General features: G+C 64.5%; 11 protein-coding genes. 2 read left to right on the top strand and 9 right to left on the bottom strand.

Annotated features, from left to right (window positions below; all coding sequences use genetic code 11):
• Nucleotides 1-2: 2 nt before the first annotated feature.
• Nucleotides 3-1,067 (bottom strand): extracellular solute-binding protein, encoded by a 1,065-nt coding sequence (locus OXS49_RS12385; protein ID WP_267424472.1) that lies wholly within the window; start codon nt 1,065-1,067, stop codon nt 3-5.
• 67 nt (nt 1,068-1,134) lie between these two features.
• Nucleotides 1,135-1,839, bottom strand: coding sequence for an isochorismatase family protein (locus OXS49_RS12380; protein WP_267424471.1), 705 nt, complete (start codon nt 1,837-1,839; stop codon nt 1,135-1,137).
• A 122-nt stretch (nt 1,840-1,961) separates the two neighbouring features.
• On the opposite strand from OXS49_RS12380, the gene OXS49_RS12375 reads away from it, so the two are divergent.
• Nucleotides 1,962-2,885: a LysR family transcriptional regulator gene (locus tag OXS49_RS12375; RefSeq protein WP_267424470.1), complete on the top strand. Its 924-nt coding sequence runs from the start codon at nt 1,962-1,964 to the stop codon at nt 2,883-2,885.
• A 661-nt stretch (nt 2,886-3,546) separates the two neighbouring features.
• Here OXS49_RS12375 and OXS49_RS12370 read toward each other — a convergent pair.
• The 4 genes from OXS49_RS12370 to OXS49_RS12355 all read right to left on the bottom strand — a co-directional run bounded on the left by OXS49_RS12370 (nt 3,547) and on the right by OXS49_RS12355 (nt 7,267).
• Nucleotides 3,547-4,566, bottom strand: a complete 1,020-nt coding sequence (locus OXS49_RS12370) for an AMP-binding protein (protein ID WP_244001038.1) — start codon at nt 4,564-4,566, stop codon at nt 3,547-3,549.
• Between the two features lie 206 nt (nt 4,567-4,772).
• Entirely contained in the window at nt 4,773-6,059 is a 1,287-nt protein-coding gene (locus tag OXS49_RS12365) for a sensor domain-containing diguanylate cyclase (protein WP_267424469.1), read from the bottom strand.
• 11 nt (nt 6,060-6,070) lie between these two features.
• Nucleotides 6,071-6,427, bottom strand: coding sequence for a hypothetical protein (locus OXS49_RS12360; RefSeq protein ID WP_267424468.1), 357 nt, complete (start codon nt 6,425-6,427; stop codon nt 6,071-6,073).
• A gap of 30 nt (nt 6,428-6,457) precedes the next feature.
• Nucleotides 6,458-7,267, bottom strand: coding sequence for an EAL domain-containing protein (locus OXS49_RS12355; RefSeq protein WP_244001032.1), 810 nt, complete (start codon nt 7,265-7,267; stop codon nt 6,458-6,460).
• A gap of 500 nt (nt 7,268-7,767) precedes the next feature.
• Here OXS49_RS12355 and OXS49_RS12350 point away from each other — a divergent pair, with 500 nt between their 5' ends.
• Complete coding sequence (locus tag OXS49_RS12350; protein ID WP_267424467.1) at nt 7,768-9,495, top strand: sensor domain-containing diguanylate cyclase; 1,728 nt, start codon at nt 7,768-7,770, stop codon at nt 9,493-9,495.
• A gap of 1,020 nt (nt 9,496-10,515) precedes the next feature.
• Here the strand turns inward: OXS49_RS12350 and OXS49_RS12345 are convergent.
• The 3 genes from OXS49_RS12345 to OXS49_RS12335 all read right to left on the bottom strand — a co-directional run bounded on the left by OXS49_RS12345 (nt 10,516) and on the right by OXS49_RS12335 (nt 15,168).
• A complete protein-coding gene (locus tag OXS49_RS12345; protein ID WP_244001028.1) occupies nt 10,516-10,983 on the bottom strand; it encodes a BLUF domain-containing protein in 468 nt (155 codons plus the stop codon).
• Entirely contained in the window at nt 10,980-13,337 is a 2,358-nt protein-coding gene (locus OXS49_RS12340) for an EAL domain-containing protein (protein ID WP_267424466.1), read from the bottom strand. The genes OXS49_RS12345 and OXS49_RS12340 overlap by 4 nt, the downstream gene beginning before the upstream one ends.
• Before the next feature lie 154 nt (nt 13,338-13,491).
• On the bottom strand, nt 13,492-15,168 hold the full coding sequence (locus OXS49_RS12335) for a methyl-accepting chemotaxis protein (protein WP_267424465.1): 1,677 nt from the start codon (nt 15,166-15,168) through the stop codon (nt 13,492-13,494).
• Nucleotides 15,169-16,271: the final 1,103 nt, after the last annotated feature.

Genomic DNA, 16,271 nt, shown 5'->3' with positions numbered 1-16,271 from the left:
GCTCAGCGCGCCATCGTCTTGTTCCACCATTCGAGCCACTCGGCGGTGTTCTTCGAGACGTAGGCATAGTCCGGGAAGTTGAGGTGCTCGCGTTCCTCGGGCGAGAAGTCGATCCGGGCGCGCAGGTCCGGGCTGAGCTCCGCCGCGCCGTTGGCTGGCGCGTAGAAGCTTGCCGCGGCGAGTTCCGCCATCGCCTTCCGGTCGAGCATCGCGTTCAGGTAGACGTAGGCTCCGTCCGTGTTCGGCGCGCGCTTCGGCAGGCCGGCGCCGAAGGTGATCGCGATCGCGCCTTCCTTCGGGTACTGGATGGCCAACGGCGAGCCCTCGCTGATCCATTGCAGGCCGCGGGCCTTGTAGTTGAGGGCGATGTCGACCTCGCCGGTGGCCAGCGCGGCGCCGAGTTGCTGGTGGGCGGCGTACAGGCGGGGCTGGACCATCTCCTTGAGCGCGACGAGCCGGTCGCGGCCGGCCTCGACGCTCGTCATGTTGCCGCCCCGGATCAACCCGGACATCATCATGTAGTTGAAGTAGAGCTGGTTGGTCAGCCCGAGCCGGCTAGCCCATTTCTTGTCCCAGAGTTCCTCGTAGGACTTTGGCGGATCCTTGATCTTGTCCTTGTTGTAGATGATCACGACGCCGCTGTAGAGCCATGGAACGAAGTAGTCCTTCCGCAGGGCCGGCACCACGTCGCCGTAGTTCGGGATGCGTGCTCGATCCAGATCCGCGAGCACGTCCTGCTTCATCATCTCGAACCCATCCGAGTCGGTCAGATGAATCACGTCGATGCTGCCCCGGCGCAGGCGGCGCTCGGCCAGGAGCTTGGCCTTGCGCTCCGGCTCCATGCCGAGATCGCGGACCACCGTGAGCCCTTGCGTCTCCACGAGGGGCGCCTCGACGAACCGCACCGTGCGCTGGTTCCAGTCGCCGCCCCAATTGGAGACGACGACCGTGCCGGCAGCCGCGTGCGCCTCGTGCACCGCGCCTGCCGTGAGGATTGCCGCCGCACTGCCGAGGAGCGCCTGCCGGCGCGTCGGTGAGAACGTCTCGTCGGATCGGACAGCACGCATCGGCTCACACTCCTGCGAAGGGTCGGCGGGCGGAGGATCGGACCGCCGCGCGCGGACGGTCCGGCGATCAGGCGGCGTTGCGCAGTCCCACCTCGTCGAGATAGGCGACGCAGCGCTCCAGCGGCTCGACGTCGGCGAACTTCGCGTCGATATCGAAGAGGTTCCAGGCGACGGCGCCGGGCACGCGGTCGCCGATGCACTCGCGCACCGCGATGGTACGGAAGCCTTCTGCGAGACCGTCGCAGAGCGTGGTGCGCACGCAGGCCGAGGCGGTCACCCCTGTGACCAGGATCGTGTCGACGTTGTTCGCGCGCAGGAAGCCGGCGAGATAGGTGCCGTGGAAGGCGCTGGCGCGCTTCTTCACCAGCACCTGCTCACCTGGCACCGGCTCGATGCGGCTATCGATCGCCCAGAGCTCGGGCTTGTTCTGGTCGACGACCTCGACCGGGATCTTACGGTGCCACAGGCCCATGTCGGTCTTGGGACTGTCGACATCGGTGACCTGATAGCAGGTGGTGACGTGCACGACCGGGTGGTTGTTCCGGCGGCAGGCAGCCAGCAGCGCCTGGACACCGGGGATGATCTCGTCGTCGATCTTCTCGCAGGTGAAGGGATTTCCCGGCCGCGTCCAGGCATTGGCGAGATCGACGTTGATCAGGGCGGGGCGACGGCCAAACCCGACACGGCGCTGAAACCCGCGCTCCTTGTACAGCGCGCGCGCCTCCGCGAATGCGGCCTCAAGGGCGCTATCGAGTTCGGTGTTGAAGGCCATCTGTCCCGTCCCTTGCATCGTTCGTTCCAGCCCGCCACAGCGGGATCGACACGAGGATGTTGCAGATGGCTCCGGGTGTGAAATGATGAATTTTCCCCGATTGATACGATTTTTGGCATCAAATGCGATTTGGTCTCCGACACGTCACGAGTTGCCTTGTCCTGGCTCAGGAGCTCCACTTTGGCCGAGCGGCTCAGCGCCTCGCGACGACGCAGCCGGGCCTGAGCCGTCTCGTCGCCGAACTTGAGGCGGAGGTCGGCGCGAAGCTGTTCCGGCGCACCACACGAACGGTCGAGGTGACGGAGGCCGGTCGCGCCTTCCTCGCCGAGTGCCGGATCGGCCTCGATCATCTGGAGCGGGCCGTCACGCTGGCGCAGCGCACGGCGACCGGCATGACCGGTGTTCTGCGCGTCGCCTACATGGATTTCGCGATCAACGGCCGCCTGCCGGAGCTGGTCCGCGCCTTTAGCGAAGTGCGGCCGGGGATCCGCCTGGAGCTATCGCACGTCCCCTCGCAACTGCAGCGCGAAGCCTTGCTCAACGATCGCATCGACGTCGGCTTTACCCTGAGCGTCGTCGAGAACGAGCACTTCGAGAGCTTGCTGTTCGACCGCGACTCCTACGTAGCCCTGTTGCCGGTCACCCATCCTCTCTCGAATGCACGCAGTCTCACGCTCAAGGATCTTGCCGGGGAGCCGTTCGTGCTGGGATCGGGCGGGAGCTGGAGCGCTTACCGCGAGGCCTTCTTCGCGATCTGTCACCGCCGGGGCTTCCATCCGACCGTCAGCCAGGAGGCTTCGTCGAGCGAGGGCATCTTCGGCCTCGTGGCAGCGGGAGCCGGCGTGAGCACCTATGCGAGCTGTGTGCGCAACGTGCAGCGGCGTGGGATCGTGATCCGCTCCCTCAACGACGTACCTGACACCATTGCAACCTACGCCACTTGGATGAAGCCGGCTCGATCCACCAGCCTCGAAGCCTTCACCACCTTCCTGGCATCTGTGTGGGGCGCTGCGCCATCAAGCAGCAACACGCCATTAAAGTCTTGAGAACGCGAGCGAGGGCGTACTGCTTCTGCTCTCCCTGAAGCACAGGTCGCCTCTGGATGCTTGTTAGGGGCCACCTTCGGAGAACAAGAAGCTATCTCGGGCTGTGACATCCAAGGTCCCGTGGCGTTGCCAACTCCGACCTGTAGATTCAGTTTTCCCGATGTCCGCTTCGAGAATGTCTTTGGGGCGCAACAAATGACCGGGATGGGCGCAAAGCCGAAGGCCAGCTTCCGGGCGGCCATCCAATGACCGCTCGCCACCCGACTTGGTCATTCCGCTTGTGGGACTGCCTGTATCCTGGAAACCGATCGTTTTCCCGAAAAACACTCGCCCTGCACGTTGCGGCCACTAAGGCTGCCAAATTTCGCCGGGAAACCGCGTCGGACTTTCAAACGTCGAGAAAACGTGTCCGTCGGCAGCCGGCAGCGAGAACGTTGCGATGTCCGCTTCAGCACCTCGTGCAACCGAAAGCGGACAGACCGCTTACGGCCAGATCCGGTCGGCCAGTTTGCGCTTGCGGCGGTCATGGAAGCACGCTGGGCAGACCGCTGTATACAGACATGGGGGCGCCCAGCACACCTCAGAGTTTGCGAGCGTATTCCTGATGCCGGCCGAAGTCGGGTTTTCACGTCAGCCTACCGTTATGACCGCTCTGCGCTCTTTACCAATCGGCGCTTTTGCCCATCGTGCCCCTTGGAAAACGATCTCCAAATGTGAGTGCCGTCGGTCGCTCCGCAGTCGGCAAGACGCTGTCGATCCATGCATTGAGTTCCATCTGCAACGCGGTCAGATCAGCTCCCACCTCGGGTACGATAAAGGCTTTCAGACGGACGCCCTCCTCCGGGCGCATCAGACGCACCGCTGCGTCCTTAACGCCAGGCCGATCACGGAGGCGCGCCGCGACCCGATCAGGGTACACGTTGACGCCGCCGACTTGTACGGCACCATCCAGGCGGCCCGCCAGCTCAAACCGCCCCCCACCTCGCGGCCGGACGCGGTCCGGTAACAAGAGACGCCGCCCAGATCGATGGACGATCTCTGGTGCATCCTCGCTGACCGGCTCGACGAAACGCCAGTGTGGCATGAGGCTATACGAGAACTCCGGCCAGCGGCGCACAGCCACGCCGGCCGTCTCCGACGAGCCGTACACCTCCGTCATCGCCGCCAGGCCGCGTTCGAAGAGCGCGGCGATCAGGTCTCGCGGACACGGGGCGGTCGAGACCACGCCAGCGACGTCCTCCGGCCAGTTGAGCAGGGAGCGCTCCAGCCAGCGCCAGCGGTCGGGAAACGTGACGACGAGATCCCCCGGCGCGAGGCTGCGAGCAATCTCGGCAGGGCCGAGCTTCGTCGCGTCGACATGGTCGACGCCGAGCGCATCGGGAAGGAGCCCGGCGAACAGAAAGCCGTAGGCGTGGTGAGGCGGCACGAGGGAGACGACGCGTCGCCTGTTCCGGAACAGCTCAGCTAGGAACGCGATCTCCGTGCTTAAAGCATCGGCCGAGTGCGCGCAGCGCTTCGGTCGCCCACTCGTCCCCGAGCTCGTGAAGGTGACCGAAGCGACACCGGACTGCCAGGCGGCCTCGACCTGCTCGATCCAGGCGCCGAACGTGGTGTCCGCAAACAGCCCATCCTCACCGCCCGCCTCGTGGAGGTGGAACATCTCGTTGACCGCAGAGGCCAACCACAACCGCTCCAGCGAGTCGCAGCCCAGCCCCTCTCCCGCTCCAGAGCTGATTGGCGTGGTCTCGGGCCATGCAGGTGGCAGGTGCGCCGGTAGACGCGCGGCAGGATTCCCGCGGCCACGCGCGTCAAGGAGCTCAGCGGTGAGAAGACTTTGTAGGACCGCAGCAAGGGCGCTTCGCGAAAGCATCACGGGATGACCAGCGTTCAGGCCGCGGCCTGATCTGGGTGGGATAGCTCAACCCGGTCACGGCCCGAACGCTTAGCATTGTACAGCGCGTTGTCCGCAGCCGCGAGCAGGCCAGCCAGTGATGCGGCCGGATCCGTATCCAACGCAGAGCAGCCAAAGCTCGCGGTGATGCGCAGCTCGATCCCGCCCGCGACGATCGGCTCACGTGCGAGCGAGGTGCGCAAGCATTCGGCGACGGCAGAGGCCTTCATCAGCGAGGTGTTTGGCAGGAGCACCACGAACTCCTCCCCCCCCAAACGGGCGAAGATATCCTCAGGACGCAACTCCGCTTCGCAGCGGCGCGCGACTTCGCGCAGCACCACGTCACCCGCCGCATGCCCGTGCTCGTCGTTCACGCGCTTGAAGTGATCGACATCGAGGACCACGAGAGCCAACGATCCCGCATCCCGGAGTGCCCGTACATGTTGGCGTTCCGCCGTCTCGAAGAAGTGGGCCCGGTTGCTCGCACCCGTGAGATGGTCGCGCGTCAGCATCCTGCGCAAATCGGCCGTGTCACGCCCTTGGCGGGTCACCGCTCGTATGACCAGGGTATATCCCGCAGCAGCCCCCGCTGCCTCGTCGCGCACGGCAACCAGCCGCTGGCACCAGTAGCGCCCACCGTCGGCCAGGGCGTGCCAGCCCTCGTGAAGGTACCAGCCGTCCCGTCGCGCCACGGCGATCGCCTCACCGGGCAGCGGCATCGCCGTGGCGCGGTCCGGGCGGTCGAACCATTCAAAAGGTCTGCCGAGGAGTTCGGCTTCCGTGAAACCGGTCTGGCGCGTCGCTGAGGGCGTGACCGCGTCAACGCAGCCATTCGCGTCCAGCGAGAGCACAGCGACATCATCGACGCCGTCGAGCAGGGAGGCAAACCATGTCTCGGCTTGCTTCAACCGCCGCTCGCGGGCGACCTGCTCGGTTACATCGGAAAGGGTCGCGACGTAGCGATCCTCGGTGAGCTTCACGATGGTGCAGGCCAGGATGGTCGACCGCTCCCCGCGTCCGGTCACGATGCGATGGCCGTCGCAGACCGTCCCCTGCGGTGGAGCGAAGTTGTGGATCATGTTGCGCAGTTCCGGCGCGCAGCCGTCCATGACGTCGAACAGGTTGATAACGAACGGACGCCCCGCGATCGGCATGAGAAGGCCCATCGCGGCCGGGTTGACCATGCCAATGGCACCAGCCGCCGAGAACTCCACGAGACCAGCCGGGCAGGCGTAGAGGAACTGCAGCAGGGCCGCATTCTCAGCTTCGAGGTCAGTCGTCACGGCGGCCTCGCTCAGCGCTGGATGAGGATGTAGCGGCGATCGGTCTGCGGCGCCTTCAGCAGCCGCAACCGCACGGGCGTGGGGCGCATGCGGAGGGTGAGCACATAGTCGATGATCGCGTCGATCTCCGCCTCGTCCTCGAAGCGCTGCGCCACCATGAAGTTGTTCATGCACTGCGCGGTCACGGAGAAGTAGTGCGTGCCGAGGACGGTCTCCCGTTGGAGACCAGCCAGCTGCGCCTCTGTGACGTTGTAAATCTCGACGATGCCCGCCGATGACAGTCCGACCACCCCGAACGGCAGGGCGTCGAGCCGATCCGCCTCAAGGGTGAGGAGCATGTCGAGAGAGATGGCTTCGAAAGTGAGCACAGCAGGCCTCGCATGTCGGTCCGGGGATGCTCAGGCGGCGCTCATGCCAAGCCCAGCATCCACACCAGTCTCCGTTCTTAACCCAGTGGAGCCTCGCTGTGGGAGCCAGGTAGCCGGCAAGCTCGCCACGGCAGGTTTAGCAAAGAGGTAGCCCTGGAACAGGTGAATGCCGGCCGCACGCAGAGTGTCGAGCTCGTTTTCTGTCTCCACGCCCTCGGCGATCACCGCGATGCCGAGCTGACGTGCTATCGCAACCACACCCACGACGATGGTCTGGCGAGCGTGCGACGCTCCGATGCCGCGGATCATCTCCATGTCGAGCTTTATGAAATCAGGCTGAAAGCTCGCGAGCAGGTTGAGCCCGGCGTACCCTGCACCGAAATCGTCGAGGGCGGTGGCAAAGCCCTGCTTGCGATATTCGGTGACGATGCGCTGGACGTGAGCGACATCGGCCATGCGCTCGTTCTCGGTGAACTCGAACATGATCTGCTGATGTGCGAAGCCGACCCGACGCGCCGCCTCCAGCGTCGCCCGGATGCATGCGGATGGCTCATAGACGGCGTTGGGCATGAAGTTGATGGACAGACGGGTATCTGGTTCGACGAACAAGGAGCTCGCTAGCTCAATCGCCTTCACACGACAGGCCTGATCGAACTTGTAGCGGTTTGCCTCATCGACCATTGCGAGGATCTGGCCGGCGCCCTGACCCGAGACGCCCCTGACTAACGCCTCATAGCCCCAGACGCCATGTCGTTGGAGGTCGAGGATGGGATGGAACGCCATTGTGAACTCAAAGGGCAGCGGCTCACCACCCTGGCAACCCTGGCATCCCCTTTTCATAGCTCGAGCTTCTCATATCGGCGTTGATCGAACCAAGCTAACAGCTTGACGGTTTCGCTGACGTGAATTTCCAATGAGAATTAAGACCCGAGCGAAGGTTCGCTTTCGGGGCGCGCTCGCAAGGCTGCACGCCAGAGTCAGGTCGGTAACGAGCTGTCTGCTTGGCCGCTCGATTTTCCCCGAAGCGGAGCGGCGGCTTTCGGCCAGCATCTGCCGCCACCAAACGCCCGCCCGGACGTCTCAGATGTGTGGATTTTTGTTTGTCTGCTTCCGGACGGCAATGCATTGAAGCAGACGTCGCCGCCGCGCCTGCTTTTGTTCCTTCGCGAAGGCATGGAATATCTGCTTGTAAGTGTGTCTTCGTGAGACACGAACTTCATCCGACACGGGTGGGTGCGCGGCTGCCACCAAACCGTGTCGGAGCGAGTTGTTTACGAATAAATTTCATTCGCTGTCACGGATTGATCCGCATAATCCGCCCCGATTGAGGATCGTTCAAGATGTTCAAGCGGCTTGCGGACCGCGTTTCATTGCGGCGTCAGATCAGCCTGCTCGCAGGCGCCATCGGTCTAGCGATCGTCGGCGTGACCACAATCGGATCAGCTCTGCTGGCGCGCGGGCAGGCCACCGATATGGCGCAGAACGCCCTCCTGCAGGTCGCCCGGTCGATGGCCGATCGGCTCGATCAGGACATGGCCGAGCGCCTGCGGGAAATCCGCAACGTCGGAGCGCTCGAACCACTCCGACCTCACTGGATGGAGGACACCGGCGGCCTGCGCAGAGTGCTTGAGACGATGCAGAGGACGCTGCCGGATTACGCCTGGATCGGGTTTGCCGATCACGACGGCCAGGTCCGTGCCGCCACAGCGGGCGTTCTCGAAGGAGCGAGCGTCAGCCAGCGCCCCTGGTTCATAAACGGACTTCGGCAGGCCGCGGTCGAGGACGTGCACGCGGCGGCATTGCTGGCGTCCAAGCTCCCGCCCTACAGCGACGGAACGCCGTTCCGGTTCGTGGATGTGGCCGTTCCAGTGGACGACACTTCAGGTCAGGTCATCGGTGTTCTCGGGGCTCATCTCAGCTGGCGCTGGGCCGACGTCGTCCGGCGCGAAGTCCTGTCGTCTCGCAGGCCCGAGATGAAAGAGGATGTCGTCGTTATCGATCGCGCTGGCCGGGTCCTGCTCGGGTCCGATCTCGGAGCCACGCCGTACACGGCTGCAGAGCTTACATCCGGCCATTTCGTCGTTCACCGCGCTGAGGGCGATCGTCTCGCCGCTGCCGCAGCCACGCGCGGACGGGGTGAGTATCAGGGCCTGGGTTGGATTGTCGTCGCGCTGCAGCCGATCGACACCGCACTGGCGGGGGCAAATCGTCTGACCAGACTGATCCTCCTGCTCGGGCTCGCGACGGCTGTACTCGGCGTCGTCGCAATCTGGTGGGTCGCGGCACGCCTGACCCGGCCCTTGGCGCAGCTGACAGCGGCGGTCGACCGCATCGGCCGCGAGCCGAACGCGCGAATGACGCGCCATGTGCACGGCTCTCCCGAAGTCCTGCGCCTATCTGCTTCGGTCAGATCGCTTCTGCGACGCGTCGGCACTGCTGAGGCGGATGCGCGCCTCGTCGAGGCGGAGGCCTCGCACGCGGTTGAAGCCGCGGAGGACCGGGTCAGACGTCTCGGAGCCGATCTGCATGCGATGCAGGTTCTGGCCGACACCGATGCGCTGACAGGCCTGCTCAACCGCCGCGCGTTCCTGCCCTTGGCCAACGACGCGATGAGCTACTTCAAGCGCTACCGGCGTTCGATCTGCATTCTGATGATCGATATCGACCACTTCAAACGCGTCAACGACCTTTACGGCCATGCCGCAGGTGACGAGGTGATCCGCCAGGTTGGGTGCATCATCAGCAACGCAGTCCGAACCACTGACAAGGTGGCGCGCTTCGGTGGCGAGGAGTTCGTGGTTCTGCTCCGCGAGACTGATCTGAAAGGCGCGGCCGTCTTTGCAGACCGCATCCGACAGACGGTAGCAAACACCGTGTTCGAGCCCGAGGGGCCGTGCCTCAGAGCAACGATCAGCATCGGCATGGCCGAGGCCGGGTTCGGTGATGGCGACGTCGACCACACGATCGAACGCGCAGACCGCGCGCTCTATGCAGCCAAGTCGGGCGGTCGCAACTGTGTGCGATCACTCGAGGCGACAGCATCGAAAGACCTTCGAGCGGCCGCGTAGTGCGGTCATGAGGGCGAAACGCATCACACCGGAAGTCTCGTTCTATTGCTGCTGGGACGACTGCTGAGCGATCGGTCAACGACAGCCCTTTACCCCGAGCCGAAGATGCAAGGTGCCTGACGAAAGGCCGCTTTGGAGAGGCGACGGCGATGGTCGGAGCGGCTGGTGCGGGTCGTAAGCAGCCTTGAGTGCCGGTCTGAAGAAGGCGCCCCACGGCAGACCGACCGCGCCAATTTCGATCCGCATACTTAGACCGAACCGGGGTGCGAGCTGCCCTAACGAAGAAACGACATGCACATAGTGCTCTGACGCATTCACTTCGTTCATGCGAGTGAGCACTAGTTCTTTGGGTTTGCATCAATTTTCCAGACTCGGCTGACGCCTCCGTCTGGATCGATGCACTAGATCTACTCGCCGGCCTCGCACCGTCGCAACAGTTCGGACCGTCGGTGCCGAGTGGTGGCTCCTCGACCGGTTGGAGCGACTGGGGCTTCGCATGGACGTCCGACGCCCGGTCGGCTCCCTAACCGCCGACGCGACGCCCCGCATTATCTGCGAGCCTGATGTCGCGAACCGCTGTGAGTGTACACAGATTGGGTCCAGGCTGGTACTTCGTGTCCGGGTCCGGCCAAGGCCAGGACACTGCCGCCCTGATCACCGCACCTCCTGACGGTAATGGCAGTGGCGGCCCATTGTGAACACGCCGCCGAAAGTACTTGCGATATCCAACACTATCTTGGAGGTTGTTGCCTCCCCGCGGTCATGACCGCTCACGCCGTCTAAAAGCTGGTGCGCCTGCCCTTCCGATTGGTGCGCAGCCTATTCCGGCACAAGGACGCGCCCGTGCAGCTGACGGCGCGGAACTCTGGATCTCACGGTCTATTGGCCCGGCAGCTGTATCGAGCCCCCCAATGTAACTGCGCTGACGGGAGGCCTTGCACGGCCCGGCAGTCAAGGTGTGCGGTGACGGTCTGACGCCGGAAAGTTTGCCGAACGCACATTCGACGGATCCGATTGAATTTAAACCACGAGCTGCCGCGTTGGTCCGATGGCATGTGGTTCGAATCGGATCAGGGCGATCATGAGCTTCATCGCCGCTACCGCGGCGTCGGCCAACTCAGTGTCGTGCTCGACGCGATTGAGCAGAGCCCCGGCATCCGCTGTAGGCACCAAGTGGCTCATCGACCACTCACCGAAGGCCGGCTCAAGGACGGGGCCGCACTCGACGACCTCGATGCCGGTATGGCGCAGATCACAACAGATCCGGTCGAAGGCCGCCTCCACGGCAGTGGCCGGACCCTCTAGGGCCTGCACGAAGAACAGGCCCGTGAACATCAAAGCGCCCGTAACGCCGGCCTGCCCATTTCGGCTGCGAGACACGGTGAGTATCTTATCAACCTGCCGATGAACCTCTTCAGCATCGCCACCAATGGCGCTGCGGCTTCGGTAGACGAGCCGGAACAGGTCGGTGTGGTCCGGCTCGGTCATGCGGCTTCTCGCGCTTCGACGAACGACAGGAATTCCGCCACGGGCAGCGGCCGGCTGATATGGTAGCCCTGCACCTGATCACAGCCCGAGGCGGCCGTGAAAGCGAACTGCTCCGCGGTCTCGACGCCCTCGACCGTGATCGTCATGCCGAGGCAGGTGCCCATGGTGATGATCGCCCGGACGATGGCGGCGCTCTCTGGATCGCCCGGAAGCTGGCGCACGAAGGACTGGTCGACCTTGAGCTTGTTGAAGGGGAAGCGGCGCAGGTAGCTGAGCGAGGAATAGCCGGTCCCGAAATCGTCCATCGAGATGCCGACCCCGGCGGCCCGGAGCCGGGTCAGGGTGGCCATCGTTCGCTCCTCGTCGGCCAGCAGCACGCCCTCGGTGATCTCCAGCTCCAGCCGGTCGGCGGCGAGCCCGGAAGCTGCGAGCGCCGCCTTCACGGTCTCGGCGAGGCTCAGGTCGCGGAACTGGACGGGCGAGAGGTTGACCGCCACCCGGATGTGCGACGGCCAGCGGGCCGCTTGGAGGCAGGCCGTGCGCAGGACCCACTGGCCGAGCGGCCCGATCAGGCCCGTCTCCTCGGCAAGCGGGATGAAGTCGGCGGGCGAGACCAGGCCGCGCTCGGGATGGCGCCAGCGCACCAGCGCCTCCGCGGCGGTGATCCGGCCGGTACGCGCATCGACGAGGGGCTGGTAATGCAGCTCGAATTCCTGGACCGCGATCGCCCGGCGCAGATCCACCTCCAGGCCGCGCCGGGCTTGGACGCGTGCGTCGAGCACGGGCTCGAACCGGCGGAACGTGCCTTTGCCATCGGCCTTGGCCTTGTAGAGCGCTAGGTCGGCGTTGCGCAGCAGCGCGCTGGTCTCGGTGCCGTCCGCCGGCGCGAGGGCGGCCCCGACAGAGGCGCCGATATTGACAAGCTGCCTGTCGATCAGGAACGGCCGGCCGATCAGCTCGACGATGCGGGCGGCGAGCGCCTCCACCGCCTCTGGCCCCACGGGATCGACCTGCAGGATCGCGAATTCGTCGCCGCCGAGGCGGGCGACCATGTCGCGCTCTCCCAGAGCCTTGATGAGGCGCTGGGCAACCTTGCACAGCAACGTGTCACCCAGTCCGTGCCCGAGGGTGTCGTTCACCAGCTTGAACCGGTCGAGGTCGAGGACGAGGATCGCGAAGGTGCGGTCGTCCACCCCGTAAGAGGCGGCATGGCGCGTCAGCAGATCGTGGAAGCGGGCGCGGTTGGGCAGGCCGGTCAGCCCGTCCGAGTAGGCGAGCGTGCGCATCTGAGACTCGGTCTGCAGGCGCTCGCGCTGGTCGCGGACGGCCAGTACGGTCTGACGGCCGCTACCGAGGGGGACCTCGTTGCGCAGGACACGCACCGGTACCCGCTGCCCGTCGGCGCCGATGAGGTCCGCCTCCCGTTCCTCGCGCTCGGGCAGCGTCGAGACGACGAGGCCGGGCAGGAGATCCGATAGACGACGGCCGCTGAGCGCGCCCGCGCCGACCCCCACGAGCCGCTCCAGGCTCCGGTTGCCGGTCTTGATCATCTCGCCGTCGCAGACCGCGAGCCCCTCGACGGCGAGGTTGGCAAGTTCGCGCAGGCGCTCCTGATCCCGCCGCGCCTGGGCGCGAGCGTTCAGGGTCAGACGCAGCCCGACCACCGCCAGGATCAGAAGGCCGAGGGACACGCCTGCTACGATCGGCGCGATCACATCGGGCGGAACGGCCTGGGAAGGGAGCAAAATAGCGGGATCAAAGGTCAGCGTCATCGCCGTCATGCCACCGAAGTGCAGGACACCGATTGCCGCGACCAACAGGGGTGCCCCGGTGCGTCGAAGATCGCGGCGGCGCTCCCCGGTCACGACCATGGCCACGCCGAACATGAGCAGGCTGGTCGGTATGGACACGGCCAAGAGGAGCGGATCCCACGTGACGGCACCGGCGACGACATACGAAGCCTCGCCGAGGTAGTGCAACGCGCCGATGCTACCGCCGAGAAGGAGACCGATGAGGAAGCGCTGGGTCCGCCTGCGCTGACCGATCGCGAGGCTGACGCTGACCCCAATGCCGGCGATGGCGGTCAGGAGCGATAGGGCGGTGAGATAGGGGTCGAACCCGGCGGGCATGCCAGGACGAAATGCCAGGAGCCCGATCATGTGGGTGGCCCAGGCGGTGCAGCCTGAAGCGACGATGCTAGCGCCAGCCCAGAGCGTGGCGGACCGGCCTTCGGAGCGCGCTGCGTGTGTCGCGACCGAGAACGAGCCGTAAACGCCGACGATGCAGATCCCTGCGGCCAGCACGATCAGCTGGTGATCGTGCGCCTGCGTGAGGCACGTATAGACAGACTGCATGCCAAAACTCCGAGGCATACGGTTTGAACTCAGGTGGTTAATTTATGACAATGAAGCTTCAGGAATACCTTATATATTGAAACGAGAGTACGGCATTCAACGTGAATGGGTCTGTGAAGTGGTACCTCGTTCTCCGATCATCCACAGGTTCGCCTCATGCCGCGCGCACGGTGGCGAGGAAGCCTCCGACCTCGGCTGCGAGGTGCTCGGACTGGCGCGACAGCTCCGAGGCAGCTCCCAGCATCTGGCTCGCCGCCGCGCCCGTCCCTTCAGCCGCACCCGCAACACCCGAGATGTTGCTCGTAACCTCACGCGTGCCTATCGCCGCCTGCGTCACGTTGCGGACGATCTCCTGGGTAGCAGCCCCCTGCTCCTCGACCGCAGCCGCGATTGAGGTGGCGACCTCATCGATCTCGCGGATCCGTCCGGTGATGCCGGCGATCGACTTCACGGCATGGCCGGTCGAGGCCTGGATTTGCGCGATCTGTCCGGAGATTTCGCTTGTCGCCTTGGCGGTCTGCTCGGCCAGCGCCTTCACCTCGGAGGCTACCACCGCAAAGCCTTTGCCCGCCGCACCCGCGCGCGCTGCCTCTATGGTGGCGTTCAGCGCTAGCAGGTTGGTCTGGCCGGCGATGCCAGAGATCAGTGAGACCACGTCACCGATCCGGGATACGGCAACGTTCAATTCTTGCACCATGGCGACGGTCTGATCGGCTTCGTGCACGGCCCGCTGCGCCAGTTCGGCCGAGCCTGCGACTTGGCGTCCAATCTCCTGAACGGACGAGCCAAGCTCCTCGGCGGCCGCCGCAACCGTGTTGACGTTGGAAGCGGCTTCCTCGGCGGCCGCCGCAACCGTGGTAGACTGGGTGGCTGTCTCGGTAGCTGTGGCAGTCATCGCCTGGGCGGTAATCTGCAGCTCGGTAGCGGAAGACGACACCATGCCGATGATGCCGCCGACCGCGGACTCGAAGCCGTCGGCCATCTGGCGCATGCCGGCCTTGCGCTGCTCCTCGGCGGCCAAGCGCGCCTGCGCGGTCTCCGCCTCCAAAGCCTTCATGCGGATCAGGCCGTCCTTGAACACCTGTACGGACGACGCCATCGCACCGATCTCGTCACGGCGCTGCGCGCCTGGTACCTCTTGGGTCAAGTCCCCCGCAGCGAGACCCGTCATGAACGCCGTCATGGCCCGCACCGGTCGCGCCACGCTACGCCCTATGAGGGTAGCCAGAAGACCGATGATCATCGCAACGATGGCCGCGCCGCCAAGCAGACGCATCAGTGTCGGACGCATCTGCGCTGCCGTGTCATCCGCATAGATGCCTGATCCGATGATCCATCCCCAAGGCGCGAAGCCTTTTACGTAAGAGATCTTTGCCACCGGCTGATCCAGGCCGGGCTTCGGCCACAGGTATGGGACGAAGCCCGCGCCCGACTGCTTTACCCGCTCGACCATATCCACGAAAAGGTGCTTGCCAGTCGGATCGACGATCCCGCTGATGTCCTTGCCAATCAAGTCGGCTTTGGGATGCAGCACCATGCGCGGATGCATGTCCTGGATCCAGAAGTACTCGCTGCCCGCGTAATGTAGACCCCGAACCGCCCCTACGGCCGCTTGCTGAGCGGCATCGCGGCTCATCCGGCCGGCGCGCTCCTCGCCCTCGAAGTAGGCAAGAACCCCTTGTGCGGTCTCGACGAGATCGCGCGTCTTCAACTCACGCGCCTCCGTGACTGTTTGAGACATATCCCATCCCGCCAGCCCGATCGGTACCGCCATGCCTGCCAGAGCAGTCAGCGTGATGAGCTGTATGCGGGCGCCGACGTGGAAAGTCATGAGTTCCCGCTGTGAGCTGCACCAAGCCGGAGGATGGGCATTCGTGCCAGGGCGCGTCTCGCTCAGTCCGCGGCCTAACGTGTGATGTAACCGCCGGTGGCTAATTGTATGATGCTGAAAGCGCTCTATCGCCTATAGCGGTTAATAATATTTCTACACCTCTCGGTTGTAATCATTTTTGACAATAATAGGCAGAGAACATCGGTCTTTTCAGGAAGAACCTTCAAATTTTCGAGATTGGTTTGGTGCGGGCGTTTAGGGTCGGCTGTCACGATCGGGTCACACACAAACCAGTCCAATCATGCGCAACCTTCAAGCCCTTCTCGCCTTGGCTCCAGTGCATCGATCCAGACGGAGGCGTCAGCCGAGTCCGCAAAAATTGATGCAAACCCAGAGAATTAGTGCTCACTCGCATGAACGAAGTGAATGCGTCAGAGCACTAGTCGCTGGCTTTGCAGCTCTGACGCCCGCTGCAGCGTTCATGGGGCGGGACGCTTTGCCGAGCATGTTCAGCACCAGTGTGGGATCCCAAGACCTTGACGGTTTCTTTGTTCACTTCGGTATCGCGCCTTGAGCCGATGGACGTGAGCGTCAAAGTTGACCCTCCTAGATGTCCACCGCCACCCGTGGGCTGGAAGAAGAACATCTGTCTCGGGACGATGGGCCAAGGTCCGGCTATACTTTGAGCCGAAGTTGCCGTCGGGCTGACGAAAGGCCGCTTTACAGAAGAACCACAGCGGTTCGGGCTCACGTACAGGATCCGTCAACACCCCCGCGCCACCATACCCTCGGTGATCGGCTTCGGTCGCGCGCCGGAAGAGCAGCACCGGGGCCTGATACCCCTCGGTCTCGGGGCAGCCTCGCCGGCGAAGTCGCGTTAGAGCCGAGGGCTGATCTCAGGCCGACGCGGCGACACCGCCCTGTGCAGCTGCCACAGCGCTCATCCTTCTCGCAGACGTGCCCGAGGTGTTGGCGACACCACACGGCCAGCGGCGGGTAAGCACTTGACGACAGGCGCATCCGGTCCAGTTCGCCGGGCTCGCCCGTGACGCCTTGGCCGGGCGGTCTCGTGAGGGTCGGCGCAGCGCGGCGGAACTGGAGAC

Origin of the sequence: Methylobacterium sp. GC_Met_2, assembly GCF_026540795.1 — a bacterium.
Lineage (GTDB): Bacteria > Pseudomonadota > Alphaproteobacteria > Rhizobiales > Beijerinckiaceae > Methylobacterium.
The sequence above is the reverse complement of the archived record's forward strand: the minus strand, read 5'-3'. Positions and strand labels throughout refer to the sequence as shown.